Annotated in this window: 12 protein-coding genes; 10 read left to right on the top strand and 2 right to left on the bottom strand. The window is 66.4% G+C overall.

The genetic code is table 11. The features are described from left to right. The first annotated feature begins 51 nt into the window (after window positions 1-51). The 8 genes from radA (at window position 52) to H7F51_RS04070 (ending at window position 8,963) form a co-directional block, all read left to right on the top strand. Window positions 52-1,419, top strand: a complete 1,368-nt coding sequence (gene radA / locus H7F51_RS04105) for a DNA repair protein RadA (protein WP_185662973.1) — start codon at window positions 52-54, stop codon at window positions 1,417-1,419. An 11-nt stretch (window positions 1,420-1,430) separates the two neighbouring features. Continuing rightward, window positions 1,431-1,970 (top strand): CvpA family protein, encoded by a 540-nt coding sequence (locus tag H7F51_RS04100; RefSeq protein ID WP_185662972.1) that lies wholly within the window; start codon window positions 1,431-1,433, stop codon window positions 1,968-1,970. A gap of 5 nt (window positions 1,971-1,975) precedes the next feature. Beyond that, entirely contained in the window at window positions 1,976-2,398 is a 423-nt protein-coding gene (locus H7F51_RS04095) for an iron-sulfur cluster assembly scaffold protein (protein ID WP_343061198.1), read from the top strand. A gap of 101 nt (window positions 2,399-2,499) precedes the next feature. Then, window positions 2,500-4,080, top strand: coding sequence for an MFS transporter (locus tag H7F51_RS04090; RefSeq protein WP_246447806.1), 1,581 nt, complete (start codon window positions 2,500-2,502; stop codon window positions 4,078-4,080). Further along, window positions 4,070-5,119 (top strand): alanine racemase, encoded by a 1,050-nt coding sequence (alr, locus tag H7F51_RS04085; RefSeq protein WP_185663273.1) that lies wholly within the window; start codon window positions 4,070-4,072, stop codon window positions 5,117-5,119. Before H7F51_RS04090 ends, alr begins: the two co-directional genes overlap by 11 nt. 93 nt (window positions 5,120-5,212) lie before the next feature. Then, window positions 5,213-5,776, top strand: a complete 564-nt coding sequence (gene phaR, locus H7F51_RS04080; protein ID WP_185662970.1) for a polyhydroxyalkanoate synthesis repressor PhaR — start codon at window positions 5,213-5,215, stop codon at window positions 5,774-5,776. 41 nt (window positions 5,777-5,817) lie between these two features. Further along, a complete protein-coding gene (locus tag H7F51_RS04075) occupies window positions 5,818-7,380 on the top strand; it encodes an aminoacyl--tRNA ligase-related protein (protein WP_185662969.1) in 1,563 nt (520 codons plus the stop codon). Between the two features lie 149 nt (window positions 7,381-7,529). After that, entirely contained in the window at window positions 7,530-8,963 is a 1,434-nt protein-coding gene (locus H7F51_RS04070) for a methyl-accepting chemotaxis protein (protein ID WP_185662968.1), read from the top strand. A 24-nt stretch (window positions 8,964-8,987) separates the two neighbouring features. Here the strand turns inward: H7F51_RS04070 and H7F51_RS04065 are convergent, their stop codons facing one another. After that, entirely contained in the window at window positions 8,988-11,027 is a 2,040-nt protein-coding gene (locus tag H7F51_RS04065) for a M3 family metallopeptidase (RefSeq protein ID WP_185662967.1), read from the bottom strand. Window positions 11,028-11,109: 82 nt separating this feature from the next. Between H7F51_RS04065 and rnr the strand changes: the two genes are divergently transcribed. After that, entirely contained in the window at window positions 11,110-13,410 is a 2,301-nt protein-coding gene (rnr, locus tag H7F51_RS04060; RefSeq protein WP_246447803.1) for a ribonuclease R, read from the top strand. A gap of 12 nt (window positions 13,411-13,422) precedes the next feature. On the opposite strand, the gene H7F51_RS04055 is transcribed toward rnr, so the two are convergent. Next, window positions 13,423-13,878, bottom strand: coding sequence for a universal stress protein (locus tag H7F51_RS04055; protein WP_185662966.1), 456 nt, complete (start codon window positions 13,876-13,878; stop codon window positions 13,423-13,425). Between the two features lie 126 nt (window positions 13,879-14,004). On the opposite strand from H7F51_RS04055, the gene H7F51_RS04050 reads away from it, so the two are divergent. Next, a partial coding sequence (locus H7F51_RS04050) for a biotin/lipoyl-containing protein (protein ID WP_185662965.1) occupies window positions 14,005-14,356 on the top strand: 352 nt, incomplete at its 3' end.

Here is a 14,356-nt window from a genome sequence, read left to right as displayed (position 1 = left end):
TATTGCGGGAATACAATTGCGTTCCCGTTGCGTTCCATTTAGAGCCGGATCATGGCCAAGCCGAAACGCCGTTATGTCTGCGCCGCCTGCGGCTCGCTCTCCACCCGGTGGCAGGGGCAATGCGCCGATTGCGGGGAATGGAACACTTTGACCGAGGAGGCGCCGCAAACGGTGTTCTCGGTCAAGCACGACCTGTCGACCGGGGGCCGACCCATCCAGTTCGAGCCGCTCGATGCCAAGGGCGAGATGCCGCAGCGCCGCTCGACAGGCCTTCCCGAGTTCGACCGCGCGCTGGGCGGTGGCCTCGTTCCGGGCTCGGCCATCCTGATGGGCGGCGATCCCGGCATCGGCAAATCGACCTTGCTGCTCCAGGCCTCGGCGAAGATCGCGCTGGGCGGCGGCACGGTGGTCTATATCAGCGGTGAGGAAGCGGCCGGACAGGTGCGCCTGCGCGCCGAACGGCTGGGTCTTGGCAAGGCCCCGATCCAGCTCGCCTCGGCCACCTCCGTCCGCGATATCCTGACCACGCTGGGCGCGATGGAGCCGCCGGCCCTGCTGGTGATCGATTCGATCCAGACCATGCATTCCGACCAGATCGAGGGCGCCCCAGGCACGGTCAGCCAGGTCCGCGCGTCGGCCTTCGAGCTGATCCGCTATGCCAAGGACAGCGGGGCTGCGCTGGTCCTCGTCGGTCACGTCACCAAGGACGGCTCGATCGCCGGCCCGCGCGTGCTCGAGCATATGGTCGATGTGGTCATGGCCTTCGAGGGCGAGCGCAGCCACCAGTATCGCATCCTGCGCAGCCTCAAGAACCGCTTCGGCCCGGTGGACGAGATCGGCGTTTTCGCCATGGCCGGGCAGGGGCTGCAGGAAATTTCGAACCCCTCGATGCTGTTCCTCTCGGGGCGTGAAGACCCGGTGCCCGGCTCGGCAGTTTTCCCGGCGATGGAGGGGACGAGGCCGGTGCTGGTCGAGATCCAGGCGCTGATCGTACGCCTGCAGAGCGGGGCCACGCCGCGCCGCGCCGTGGTCGGGTGGGACAGCGGGCGCATGGCCATGCTGCTGGCCGTGCTCGAGGCGCGCTGCGGGCTCAACTTCTCATCGGCCGAGGTTTATCTCAACGTCTCCGGCGGTTACCGTCTCGCCGATCCGGCGGCGGACCTTGCCGTTGCCGCCGCGCTGGTCTCGGCGCTGGCGGATCGGCCACTGCCCAAGGCCACGACCTGGTTTGGCGAAGTCTCACTGGCAGGCGAGGTTCGCCCGGTCGCTCATGGCGCGATCCGGCTGCGCGAGGCCGCCAAACTGGGGTTTGACTCGGCGCACGCCCCGCCGGAATCCGGGCCGGAAGTTCCGGGAATGCGACGGCACGATATAGCCATGCTCAACCGCCTCGTTGACCGGATCGTCGGTGACACCTAGGAATCGGGTCAATGACGGGATTTGACATCGGTGTGCTCATTCTGGTCGCGCTTGGCGCGATCACTGGCTTCGTGCGCGGTTTCGTGCAGGAGGTGCTGACGCTTGGCGCTTGGCTGGTTTCGCTTCTGGCGATTCATTACGCTCACACGCCGGTCACCAACATGCTCGCCGGTTATGTCGGCGATCGCTACAGCGCGGCGGCGGTGCTGGCCTTCGCGCTGCTGCTGCTCGTGCCTTACGCCGTGGTCCGCCTGCTGGCCCGCACCATCGGCACGGCCACGCGCGGTTCGCTGCTCGGGCCGGTCGACCGGGTGATCGGCTTCGGCTTCGGCGCGGTAAAGGGCATGCTCTTGTCGGTGCTGGGGTTCTCGATCATCGTGCTCGGCTATGACACTGTCTGGGGCGTCAACGGCCGGCCGGACTGGATCACCCAGTCGCGCACCTATCCCTTCATCAATGCCAGCAGCGATGCCCTGGTCAAGATGATCGGCGAACGGCGGCAGGAAGCGGCCGACGCCGAGGCCAAGCGGCTCGCCGCAAAGAAGAAGTAGGGCCGGTGGCTTCCGCCGCCAAGCTCTACACGCCCGAAGTGCTGGGCCTGGCCACGGGGCTTGCCGCCTGGCCGCTCGATCCTGCCATGCCGCTCCAGGGTACAGCGCGCTCGCAAAGCTGCGGCTCGACCCTTGCCATATCCCTTACCGTTGATGGAGCGGGAGCGATCTGCGCCCTTGGTCTGCGCGCCCAGGCCTGTGCCGTTGGCCAGGCCAGCGCCGCGATCTTCGCCCGGGCCGCGACTGGACGGACGCGGGCTGACCTTGCCCGTTCGGCGGAAGCGATTGCCGGATGGCTTGCCGGCGGGGCGCCGATGCCCGATTGGCCGGGCCTTGCCGCCATTGCACCTGCCGCAGCTTACCCGGCCCGCCACGGCGCGATTCTGCTGGCGTGGAAGGCTGCGCTCGCCGCGCTTCCCACCGCCTGAAACCGTCGCTAGAGCGGGCGGAACGACACCGGGGGGAAGGTTTCACGGCAATGGCCACGGCGGAAGCAACACCGGCACATCTCGAACCGAGCGCAAGCGATATGCGCCTCGTCATCGCCGCCTCGTCGGCCGGAACGGTGTTCGAGTGGTATGATTTCTTTATCTACGGAACCCTTGCCGCGATCATCGGCAAGACCTTCTTTCCCTCCGGCAACGAAACGCTGCAGACGCTGCTGGTCTGGGCGGGGTTTGCTGTGGGCTTCGGCTTTCGGCCGCTCGGCGCGATCCTCTTCGGATTTCTGGGCGACCGGCTCGGCCGCAAATACACCTTCCTGGTCACCGTCCTCCTGATGGGTGTGGCGACGGCCGGGGTCGGCCTGATCCCTTCGGCGGAGAGCATCGGCCTGGCCGCGCCGCTCATCGTCTTGTTCCTGCGCATCCTGCAAGGCCTTGCGCTTGGCGGGGAATATGGCGGGGCAGCGATCTACGTGGCCGAGCACGCGGGGCCCGGCCGCCGGGGCTATTTCACGTCCTATATCCAGGCCAGCGTGGTCGGCGGCTTCGTCCTCAGCCTCGTCGTCGTGCTTTCGTGCAAGAGCCTGATGCCGGCCGAGATCTGGTCCGCCCGGGGCTGGCGCGTGCCGTTCCTGCTCAGCCTTGCTCTCCTCGGCATCTCGCTGTGGATGCGGCTGAAGCTGTCGGAAAGCCCGGTCTTCATCGCCATGCGCGAAGAGGGCGAGATCGCCGGCAACCCGTTCAAGGAGAGCTTCACTTATCCCGGCAACAGGAAGCGGATCTTCATCGCCCTGTTCGGCATCGCCGCCGGGCTAACCGTGATCTGGTACACGGCGATGTTTTCCGCCCTGTCGTTCCTCAAGGGGCCGATGCGGATGGAGGATATCCATGCCGAGATCATCATCGGCATTGCCGCGCTGGTCGGCACGGGTTTCTTTGTGCTGTTTGGCGCCCTGTCTGATCGGGTCGGGCGCAAGAAGCCGATCGTGTTCGGTTACCTGCTCGTCCTGCTCGCGATGTTCCCGATTTACTGGACGATCGGCAGCGTCGCCAATCCCGCGCTGGTCGCGGCGGCCCGGGCCGCACCCGTGTCCGTCGCCGGACCGGGCTGCCGTTTCAACCCGTTCGATTCTGAGCAGAAGACCGAATGTGGCAAGCTGCTGGGTGATCTTACCGCCATGGGAATATCCTATTCCCGCGCCGAAGCTCCCGCGCTCACCCTGTCGGTCGGCGACAAGGCCTTGCCGGTCGGCGCCTATCCCTTTGCCGACAAGGCGGCGCGGACCAAGCTCCTCCAGCAATGGCTGGGCGATGCCGGCTACAATTTGGCCAAGGTCACGCCGTCGCTCGGCACGGCGCTGGCCATCATCGCCGCGCTGCTGGTGATGATGGCCCTGTCCGGTGCCACCTTCGGACCGGTCGCGGCCCTGCTCTCCGAGATGTTCCCGCCCCGGATCCGCTATTCCTCGATGTCGATCCCCTATCACATCGGCACCGGCTATTTCGGCGGCTTCCTGCCCCTGATTTCCAGCTATATCGTTGCGCGCACCGGCGATCCCTATTCGGGTCTGTGGTACACTTGGGCGGTGGTGGCGGTGGCCTTTGCCGTCTCCGCCTGGGGCCTCAAGGGCGGGCCACCCCGTGATTTCGATGCCGATGCTGCCTGACCTGCGCTCTCCCGCACCGCCGGTTCGCCTCGCGCTCGACAAGGCTGCGCTTGCCGCCAACTGGCAGGCGCTCGACCGGCTGTCCGGCGCGGCGACGGCCGGCGCTGCGATCAAGGCCGACGCCTACGGCACCGGCGCGCGCCGCGCGGCCAAGGTTCTGGCCGAGGCCGGCTGCCGCGATTTTTTCGTTGCTCACTGGCGCGAGGCGGAGGAGGTGCTCGATCTCGTTCCGCAGGGCTCGCTGTCGGTGCTCCATGGGCCCATGTCGGCCGCCGATGCAGTCTGGGCGCGTGAGGCGGGGGTAAGGCCGGTGCTCAATTCGCCGTCCCAGGTCCAGACCTGGCTCGACGCGGGCGGCGGCCTTTGCGACGTCATGGTGGACACCGGGATCAACCGCCTCGGGCTGTCGATGGCGGACCTCGCGGACGAACGCCTGTCCCGGCTCGAGATCGACGTCCTGCTCTCGCACCTCGCTTCCGCCGAGGAGGAAACCCCGCTCAACCAGCAGCAACTGCACCGCTGGGAGGAAGTCTGCCGCAGCCTGCCGCACCGCCGGGCAAGCCTTGCCAACAGCGCCGGAATCGCGCTCGGGCGGGACTATCACGGCGATCTGACTCGCCCTGGCCTTGCCCTCTACGGCGGGGTGCCCTGCGCAGCGCTGGCACCGCACATCGCGCAGGTCGTCCGTCCCGAAGCGGCCATCATGCAGGTGCGCAATATCGCTGCGGGAGAGAGCGTCGGCTACAACGCCACTTTCGTTGCTGCGGCGCCGATGCGCGTTGGCGTCATCTCGCTCGGCTATGCTGACGGCTACCTGCGCTGCTGGTCGAGCCGGGGAATCCTGCGCGCGGGCGACCGGGTCCTTCCGGTTCTGGGCCGGGTCTCGATGGACATGACCGTGATCGATCTCGCTGCCGCACCCGACCTCGGGGAGGGGGACTGGGTGAGCGCTGACTATGCCCTGCCCGAGGCCGCGCGTGTCAGCGGCCTGTCACAATACGAATTGCTCACCTTGCTGGGGCGTCGTTTCGTCCGCTGAGGGGCTTGTGCTGCGCAACAATGCCGTTGTTGCAATGCAACCAAACGCCTATACCATATGAAAGCCGAATCAGGCATTATGGGGGTGTTGCAAATGGCCGGTAAGTCGAGCGAAGACGGCGATATCGTGGTGATCAAGAAGTACGCCAACCGGCGGCTTTATAACACGCGCTCGTCCAGCTACATCACGCTCGACCATCTTGCCAAGATGACCCGCGAAGGGGTGGACTTCAAGGTGGTCGACGCCAAGACCGGCGCCGACATCACGCACCAAATCCTCACCCAGATCATCATGGAAGAAGAGGCCAGCGGAGGGGAGCAGATCCTCCCGGTCAACTTCCTGCGCCAGCTGATCGCCATGTATGGCAACTCGATGCAGTCGCTGCTGCCGCACTATCTCGAAGCCTCGATGGAGCATTTCCGCGAGAACCAGCTCAAGCTGCGCAAGGCCTTCGAGGAAAGCCTCGGCAACAATCCGCTCGCCGCGATCGCTCAGCGCAACATGGAAATGTTCAAGGCCGCTGCCGCCGCCTTCATGCCGGGTGCGGAAATGGCCGCCGGCGAAACCCCGGGCGAGGAAAAGCCCAAGGACGATCTCTCCTCGCTCAAGGCCCAGATGGCTGCGATGCAGAAGAAGCTCGACGAACTCGGTAAGTAAGGCATTTGAACGTGGGCGCATGAGCGGCTAACAGGCCGCTCATGAATCAGCCCGCCCAAAAGCCCGTCGCTATCAAACACGCCCTTTCCGTCACCCGCGATGCGGATTTCGCCGCGTGGTACCAGGAAGTCATCTCCGAAGCCGACATGGCGGAGGAGAGCGGCGTGCGCGGTTGCATGGTCATCAAGCCGTGGGGCTACGGTATCTGGGAACGCATCCAGCAGGTGATGGATGCGCGGATCAAGGATGCCGGCGTCTCCAACTGCTATTTCCCGCTGTTCATCCCCCTGTCCTATTTCGCCAAGGAAGCCGAACACGTCGAAGGCTTCGCCAAGGAAATGGCGGTCGTTACCCATCACCGCCTGGTGGGTGACGGGAAGGGCGGCCTGGTCCCCGACCCCGAGGCAAAGCTCGAAGAGCCGCTTGTCGTCCGCCCCACCTCCGAAACGGTGATCGGCGCGGCCATGTCGCGCTGGGTCCAGTCGTGGCGAGATCTGCCGCTGCTCACCAACCAGTGGGCGAACGTGGTTCGCTGGGAAATGCGCACCCGGATGTTCCTGCGCACCAGCGAATTCCTCTGGCAGGAAGGCCATACCGCTCACGCCGACCGCGCCGACGCCATGGCCGAGACCCTGCGCGCGTTGGAAATGTACCGCTCTTTCGCGGAAGACGTCCTCGCCATGCCGGTGATCGCCGGCGAAAAGCCCGAGAACGAACGCTTCCCCGGTGCCGTCGCGACCTATTCGATCGAGGCGATGATGCAGGACGGCAAGGCCCTTCAGGCCGGCACCTCGCACTATCTCGGCACCGGCTTCGCCGAGGCGGCGGGCATCCGCTACCAGGACAAGGAAGGCGCGCAGCAGCACTGTCACACCACCTCGTGGGGCGTGTCGACCCGGATGATCGGCGGCGTCATCATGACTCATGGAGATGATGATGGCCTGCGCGTGCCCCCGGCAATTGCCCCGCACCAGATCGTGATCCTGCCCATGCTGCGCGACGACGATGGCGACGAGGCCCTGCTCGCCTATTGCGAAGACCTGCGCCGCGCGCTCGCCGCGCAGACCGCGCTTGGCGAACGGACGCGCGTTTTGCTCGACAAGCGCCCGGGCAAGGCCACCCAGAAGCGTTGGGCCTGGGTCAAGAAGGGTGTGCCGCTGATCCTCGAGATTGGCGGGCGCGATGCTGCTGGCGGACAGGTCTCGGTCCTGCGGCGTGACAGGCTGTGGCGCGAGGATGGCAAGGTCAATTTCGCCGGGCAGGCGCGTGACGAATTCCTCGCCACCGCCTCGGCCGAGCTGGAATCGATCCAGTCCAGCCTCCATGCCGAAGCGACGACCAAGCGCGACGCCCAGATCGAGCGCGGCGTGACCACTCTCGAAGGCCTCGCCGAATTCTTCGCTGACGCGAAGCGCTATCCCGGCTGGGTCGAGCTGGGCTGGTCGCGGCCGACCGGCGCTGCACTGGAAGCCGTGGTGCAGAAGCTCAAGGCGCTCAAGCTGACGATCCGAAACACGCCGATGAACGGGCCCGCGCCGGCGGGGACATGCCCCTTCACTGGCGATGCGGTGGTGGAGACGATCTACGTCGCGCGCGCCTATTGATCCGCGAGCGTTCAGTGCATTTCGCAATCAATTGCAAATTCGCACTTTACAATGAGCGGATGGCTAGGGCGTTCTGCGGATAGGGCATTATCCGCAGTAGAATGAACTTTGGTTAGTGTCGAACCGTATCCACAGGCTGGAGTGCGGTCATGTTCGATGCTTTCGTGAAGAATCTGCCTATTCGCCGCAAGTTCGCGTCATTGAAACTGGTGGTGGTGGGCCTGTGGCTTCCCGCCACCGTGGTGGCGGTTGCCTGCTCCCTTGGATGGCTTCCCGCCTGGGCCGTGCTGGTCGTGATGGCCGCATCAGGTGCCGTCAACCTCGCCGTCCTGCACGTCGCTGGCGAGCTGATCTGCAGGCCCTATGTCGACACCGTGGTCCGGATGGAGGCGCTCGCCGCCGGAGACGTGAGCAGCCCGATCCTCTATGCCGATCACCGCGATTGCGTGGGCCGGATGACAGTCGCCATGGGCCGCTTCCGCGACAATATCGAGCAGATGACCGGGCTGGAGACGCAGCAGCACATCATCACCACCTTGCGCGATCACCTCAAGCGCCTCGCCGGCAACGATCTTGACGCGGCGATCACCGAGACTTTCCCCGGCGCCTATGACGAGATCCGGGTCAATTTCAACGCCGCTGCCCGGTCGCTCGCCCAGGCCATCGCCGATGTCCATTCCGGCGCGGGTTCAGTCCTCACCGGGGCGAAGGAAATCAGCAGCGCCGCCGCCGACCTCGCGCAGCGTAACGAACGCCTCGCCGCCAATCTCGGCGAAACCTCCGGCGCGATGAACGAGGCGACCGGCAATGTCCGCCAGATCGCCCATCAGGCTGAAGAAGCTGCCAAGGCGGTAGGTGAGACCCTCGGCATCGCCAACAATGGCAGTGCGGTGGTCGGCGAGGTGATCGGCGCGATGGAAACGATCCGCACCTCGTCCGACCGGATTCACGCGATCATCGGCCTGATCGACGGGATCGCCTTCCAGACCAACCTGCTCGCGCTCAACGCCGGGGTCGAGGCCGCGCGCGCCGGTGAAGCGGGCAAGGGCTTCGCGGTCGTGGCAAACGAGGTCCGAACGCTGGCCCAGCGTTCGGCCGAGGCGGCGCAGGATATCAAGAACCTGATCAAGCAGAGTGGCTCGGACGTCGTTTCCGGGGTCAATCTTGCCCAGCAGGCCGGACAGATCATCTCGAGCCTGGTCGAGCGCGTGGGTTCGATGAGCCAGTTCGTCGCCGAAGTGTCGGACAGCGCCGGGATGCAGGTGCGCAATCTGGAACAGGTCAATGCCGCGGTGAAGGAGATGGACCGCATGACCCAGCAGAACGCCGCGATGGTCGAGGAAAGCACCGCCGCCGCCGCCAGTCTCGCGTCCGAGGCCCAGGCGCTCGGCACCCTGGTCGGCGCCTTCCGCCTGCCGGGCGGCGCGCAGTCACCGGCCGGCAAGTCGCCCAAGGCCGATCGCGCCGCGCCGGCCCCGATGCTTCGGCCGGCAGCCAACGAAACGGCACCTCGCCCGGCCGAAGTGCGCTACGTCGCCAACGGCGCCCCTGTCGCAGTCGAAAGCGACTGGGCGGAGTTCTGACCCCGTCCCACCGGGCGGCGGCTTCTACCGGTCCTTGGCCATCTCCGCCTTGTAGGCATCAATGCTGATCGGCCGCCCGAGGAAGTCGGCAACCAGTTGCGCCGCCGGCTTGCTTCCGCCCGGCTCGAGCACCTTGCGGCGATAGGCCAGCGCCGTTGCCGGGTCTCGCAGCCCGGCCTTGGCAAAGCGGGTGAACATGTCGTCGGCGATGACCTTGGACCAGCGATAGGTGTAATAGACCGCCGAATAGCCGTTGAGGTGGCCGAAGCTGTCCTGCTGCTGGGCGAAAGCGGGGAGGGGCAGGGCATCGTACTCCGCATCGAGCTGCCGGGTCCGCGCGCCAAGGTCTGCTGGCGCAGGGCCCTGGTGCAGCCGCAGCGAGATGTTGGACAGGGCCAGCTGCCGCATGTCGGTCATGCCAAGATCGAAGTAGCGCGCCGCGTTCATCTTCTCCACCAGCGCGCGCGGGATCGTCTCGCCCTTGGCGTTCACCGCGAACTTCGCCAGCGTGTCATAATCATAGACCCATTCCTCCAGCATCTGCGAAGGCGCCTCGACGAAGTCCCACTCGGTCGAAACTCCCGAAAGCCCCGCCCAGCGCGCGGCCTGGCCGCCGAAGATGTGGTGCAACATATGACCGAATTCGTGGAGGAACGTCTCCACGTCGCCGTGCTCCATCAGCCCGGTCGCGTGCCCGCCTTCCGGCAGGTTCATCACCAGCACGCCAACCGGCACTGCGCGTCCCGCCAGGCCCTGCCTGAGGTTGATCATGTTGGCATGGTTGTACTTGCCGGGGCGGGGGTGGCTGTCGAAATAGAACCGCCCGATCAGCTTGCCGGCATTGGCACCGCGCCCCTCGAACATCTCGTAGGCCTCGACCGACGAGTCCCATGTCGTGGTCCTCCACGGGCGGATGGTCACGCCGAACAGGCTTTCCGTCAGCCGCAGGATGCCGTCGCGGACATTGTCATAAGCGAAATACTGCCGCGCCTCCTGCCGGTCATAGGCAAAGTCGCGCTTCTGCACCTGCTGGCTGAGCCAGGCATTGTCCCAGGCGTTGAAGCTCGTCGCCCCGGGGTGGCCCATCTGATAGACTGCCAGCTTGCGCGCATAGTCCCGCGCCGCCGCAGGGCGCGCCGCTGCCGCCATTTCGGTGAGCAGGCCTTCGACCTTGGCGGGCCGGTCGAGCATCTTGTCTTCCAGCACCAGCGTCGCGTGGTCCTTGCGGCCCAGCAGGGCCGCGAACTGCTGTCGCAGGTCGAGCATGACGCGCAGGTTGGCGTCGTTCGCCGGCCAGGCCCGCGTCAGGTTGGCCTCGTAGAGCTTCCGGCGCAGGCCCTCGCTCCGGGCATAGGAGAGGACCGGAAAGAGGTCGGGATAGTCGGTCGAGATCGTCACCTTTCCGTCCGGCCCCGGCTTGTGCGCGGCAATGAAGTCGGGCGGCAGGCCTTCCAGCTCGGCCGGATCGGCGCTCACGGTCTTGCGCCCATTGGCGATCTCGCGGTCGAACGCGGCACCGGCGGCCGAGATCTTGTCCTGCAGGTCCTGCGCCCGCTTGCGCTGCGCCGCAGGCAGGGCCACGCCCGAGCGCTCAAATCCCCCAAGGCTGCGGGTCAGGTAAAGGCGCGTGGCCGGATCGGCCTTGGCCGCCGGGATCGCCTTCAGGCGGTCATAGACCTTGCGGGAAAGGTTGAGCCGGGTGTTGGCCGCCGCGACCTTCACCTCGCAGGCGCTGCCCGCCTCTCGCCGCGCCGCATCGGCCGAAGCCTCCCGGTACAGCGCGAACTCGCCCGCCGCCGCGATCAGCAGGTTGTTGACGTCATCAAAGGTCTGCAAGGTCAGGTGCACGGTCGCCGCTCCGGCTCCGTTCTCCAGCACGGCCTGCCGCCGCGCGATCTCGGCAAGGTAAGCATCGCAGCGCCGCGAAATCGTGCCTGCGTCCTGCGGATTGCCAAGGATCGCCCCGGCGAACAGGTCCGACCCGTTGGGCCGCAGTGGCGCTGCCTCGGCGCTCCCCGCAAGGACCGAGCAGGCGAGCAGGGCAGGGGCAAAAGATCGGCGCATTTACAAGGTACTCCGCAAATTCGGCCCAAAATCGGCTTCACCCCACGTTGCCAGCAGAAGCGTTTGCCGCCAAGGCTGTAGCATGAACCGCAAGCCCCAGAACCGAGCCAAGCTGCCCCACGGAATGCCGACCCGCCAGCAGGTGCTGGATTTCATCGCCAGCAGCGAGGAACCGGCCGGCAAGCGCGAGATCGCCCGCGCCTTCGGCCTCAAGGGGCAGGAAAAGATCCAGCTCAAGGCCCTGCTGCGCGACATGGCCGACGAAGGCCTGATCGACGGCAACCGCACCGCCTTCCACCGCATGGGCGGGGTCGCCAAGGTCACCGTCCTGCGGGTGGTCGAGATCGAGGACGGCGAGGCCTATGCTATCCCCGATAGCTGGCAGCCCGACGATGCCAGCCCCCCGCCGCGCCTGCGCATCGTCGAGCCCAAGGGCAAGGCCGCCCGGCGCGACGGCGCGCTCAAGGTGGGTGACCGGGTGCTGTGCCGCACCGAGGAAGCGGGGCAGGGCTGGCGCGCTCACCCAATGAAGAAGCTCGCGCACCACGAAGACCAGATGCTCGGGGTGGTCGAGATCGATGGCGGCGGCAAGGGCTGGCTGGCGCCGGTGGACAAGCGCGTGCGCAATGCCGTGCCGATCGCGGATCTTGCCGGCGCGGAAGCGGGCAACCTCGTGCTGGCCGAACCGGCTGGGCGCTCGCCGCGCTCCGGGGTCAAGGTCACCGCCGTGCTCGGCGATCCGCTCGCCCCGCGCGCCTTCAGCCTGATCGCGATCCACAAGCACGGCATCCCCTTCACCTTCCCCGGCGAAGTGCTGGAAGAAGGCCAGATCGCGGCCAAGCTCCCCCTTGCGGAGAACAAGCGCGAAGACCTGCGCCACCTCCCGATCGTCGCCATCGACCCGTCCGACGCGCGCGACCATGACGATGCGATCTGGGCCCAGCCCAACGAAGCGGGCGGCTTCGACGCCATCGTCGCCATTGCCGACGTCAGCTTCTACGTCCGCCCCGGCGGCATGCTCGACCGTGAGGCAAGGAAGCGCGGCAACTCGGTCTATTTTCCCGACCGCGTCGTGCCGATGCTGCCCGAAGTCCTGTCCGCCGACGTCTGCTCCCTCCGCTCGGGCGAGGACCGCGCGGCCATGGCCTGCCACCTCACGATCGACAGCGAAGGCCGCATCACCGAATTCCGCTTCACCCGCGCCCTCGTCCGCATCGCCGAGGTCATCGCCTACGAGGAGGCCCAGCGCCGGATCGACACGGGCGAGGCGCCTGAGCACCTCAACAACCTCTGGGCCGCCTGGCGCCTGCTGGAATCCGCCCGCTCCAAGCGCGATCCGCTTGAGCTCGAAATCCCCGAGCGTCGTGTCCGCCTCGACGAGCACGGCAAGATCGTCGAGATCGCCGTGCGCGAACGGCTCGACGCGCACCGGGTGGTGGAAGATTTCATGATCGCCGCCAACGTCGCCGCGGCCAAGGCGCTGGAAAGCAAGGTCGCCCCCGTGGTTTACCGCATCCACGAGCCGCCGAGCCGGGAAAAGCTCGTCGCGCTCAAGGAATACCTTTCCACCTTCGATCGCAACATCGCCCTGGGCCAGGTCATTACCCCCGGCCTGTTCAACCGCCTGCTCAAGGACGTGACCGACGAGGCCGAGCGCATCCTGGTCATGGAAGCCGTGCTGCGCAGTCAGACCCAGGCCTACTACGGCCCGCGCAACGCCGGTCACTTCGGCCTCGCGCTCGGTTCCTACGCGCACTTCACTTCCCCGATCCGGCGCTACGCGGACCTTCTCGTCCACCGTGCCCTCGTCGATGCCTTCGGCCTTGAACAGCCCGCGCCGAAGGCCGATGTCCCCGGCACGTCCGGCCTGTCCGAACGTGACCGCGCCGATCTCACCCGCATCGCCGAAGCTATCAGCGCCGCCGAACGCCGCGCGATGGAGGCAGAGCGCGAGACCATCGACCGCTACGTCGCCGCCTGGCTGTCCGGCCGGGTTGGCGAGACCTTCACCACCCGCATCACCGACGTGCAGAAATTCGGCCTCTTCGCCACGATCCTCGGTCTCGGCGGAGACGGCCTTGTCCCCGTCTCCACCCTCGGCTGGGAGCGTTTCAACTACGACGAACGCGCGCAGGTCCTTGAAGGCGAGCAGAGTGGTACGAAATTCGCCATAGGCCAGATCGTCGAGCTCAAGCTGGCCGAAGCCAACCCGCTAACCGGCGCACTCAAGTTCGAGCCGGTCGACGGCCCCGGCAGCAAGATCGAGCCGCGCGGCAGGGCGATGGAGTTCAAGAAGAAGGGCGATTTCCAGAAAAAGGGTGGGCACATGGCCGGCAAGCGCGGCCGTCCCGGCAATATCCGCCATCAGGGCAAGCGGCGCTGATCGCTGTCGGTTTCAGCTGAGGTCGTCGATCTTCGCCTCGTCGAGCGACGCGGGCACGATGTAGAGCGGGCAGGGCAGGGTGCCGATCCCCGGCCCGGCGAACCAGCTGACCAGCGGCCCCGGCGTATCGACTTCCGCTGCGCCCAGCACCAGCGCGGCAACGTCGCCATGTTCGGCCATGTATTCGGTCACCACCTTGATCGCGTCTCCCTGGCGGACGGCGATGGCGGGCATCTTGCCGCTGTCGGAGAAGACGTTTCCGGCCAGCGAAGTGACGAGAACCTCGGCCCGGGCACGGGCCTCTTCCTCGATCGTGGCCTGGACTCCGCCAAAGGCGACGAAGGCCTGGCGGGGGACGATGGCGAGCAATTGCAGCTCACCGCCGGTCTTGGCGGCGCGGCGGGAAGCGAAGCGGAGCGCCATTCTGACCTCCTCCGTCTCGTCAACAATAACCAGATAGGTTCTCAACCTCTCGCTCTCCAACAAATTTCTAACCGTCTGTTGCACTTTTCCATGTAATTCGCTTGCAACGCGCGGCCGATTGGTCAAGACCAAGCGCCAAGAGCAGCGCCAGTTTGACGGAGCGAGCCACCCATGCCGATCGAGATCAAGATGCCCGCCCTTTCTCCCACGATGGAAGAGGGAACACTAGCGAAATGGCTGGTCAAGGAGGGAGATGCCGTTTCCTCCGGTGACATCCTCGCCGAGATCGAGACCGACAAGGCCACGATGGAATTCGAGGCGGTCGACGAAGGCATCATTGCCTCGATCACCGTGCCGGAAGGCAGCGAAGGCGTGAAGGTCGGTACCGTGATCGCCGTGCTTGCGGGTGAGGGCGAAGATGCCTCCGCCGCCAAGGCCGCGCCCGCCCCGGCTGCCGCCGCCGCCCCGGCTCCCGCTGCTGCCGCGCCTGCGCCGGCCGCTGCCGCCGCGCCGGCCCCTGCTG

The sequence above is a fragment of the Novosphingobium flavum genome (assembly GCF_014230315.1).
Classification (GTDB): domain Bacteria; phylum Pseudomonadota; class Alphaproteobacteria; order Sphingomonadales; family Sphingomonadaceae; genus Novosphingobium; species Novosphingobium flavum.
Note: the sequence above shows the minus strand (reverse complement) of the source record. Positions and strands in the feature narration are given on the sequence as shown.

Coding starts and splice junctions, on each gene's coding strand:
- H7F51_RS04100 (WP_185662972.1), top strand. CDS start 1,431: ATGACGGGATTTGACATCGGTGTGCTCATTCTGGTCGCGCTTGGCGCG.
- rnr (WP_246447803.1), top strand. CDS start 11,110: ATGAACCGCAAGCCCCAGAACCGAGCCAAGCTGCCCCACGGAATGCCG.
- phaR (WP_185662970.1), top strand. CDS start 5,213: ATGGCCGGTAAGTCGAGCGAAGACGGCGATATCGTGGTGATCAAGAAG.
- radA (WP_185662973.1), top strand. CDS start 52: ATGGCCAAGCCGAAACGCCGTTATGTCTGCGCCGCCTGCGGCTCGCTC.
- H7F51_RS04070 (WP_185662968.1), top strand. CDS start 7,530: ATGTTCGATGCTTTCGTGAAGAATCTGCCTATTCGCCGCAAGTTCGCG.
- H7F51_RS04090 (WP_246447806.1), top strand. CDS start 2,500: ATGCGCCTCGTCATCGCCGCCTCGTCGGCCGGAACGGTGTTCGAGTGG.
- alr (WP_185663273.1), top strand. CDS start 4,070: ATGCTGCCTGACCTGCGCTCTCCCGCACCGCCGGTTCGCCTCGCGCTC.
- H7F51_RS04065 (WP_185662967.1), bottom strand. CDS start 11,027: ATGCGCCGATCTTTTGCCCCTGCCCTGCTCGCCTGCTCGGTCCTTGCG.
- H7F51_RS04075 (WP_185662969.1), top strand. CDS start 5,818: ATGAATCAGCCCGCCCAAAAGCCCGTCGCTATCAAACACGCCCTTTCC.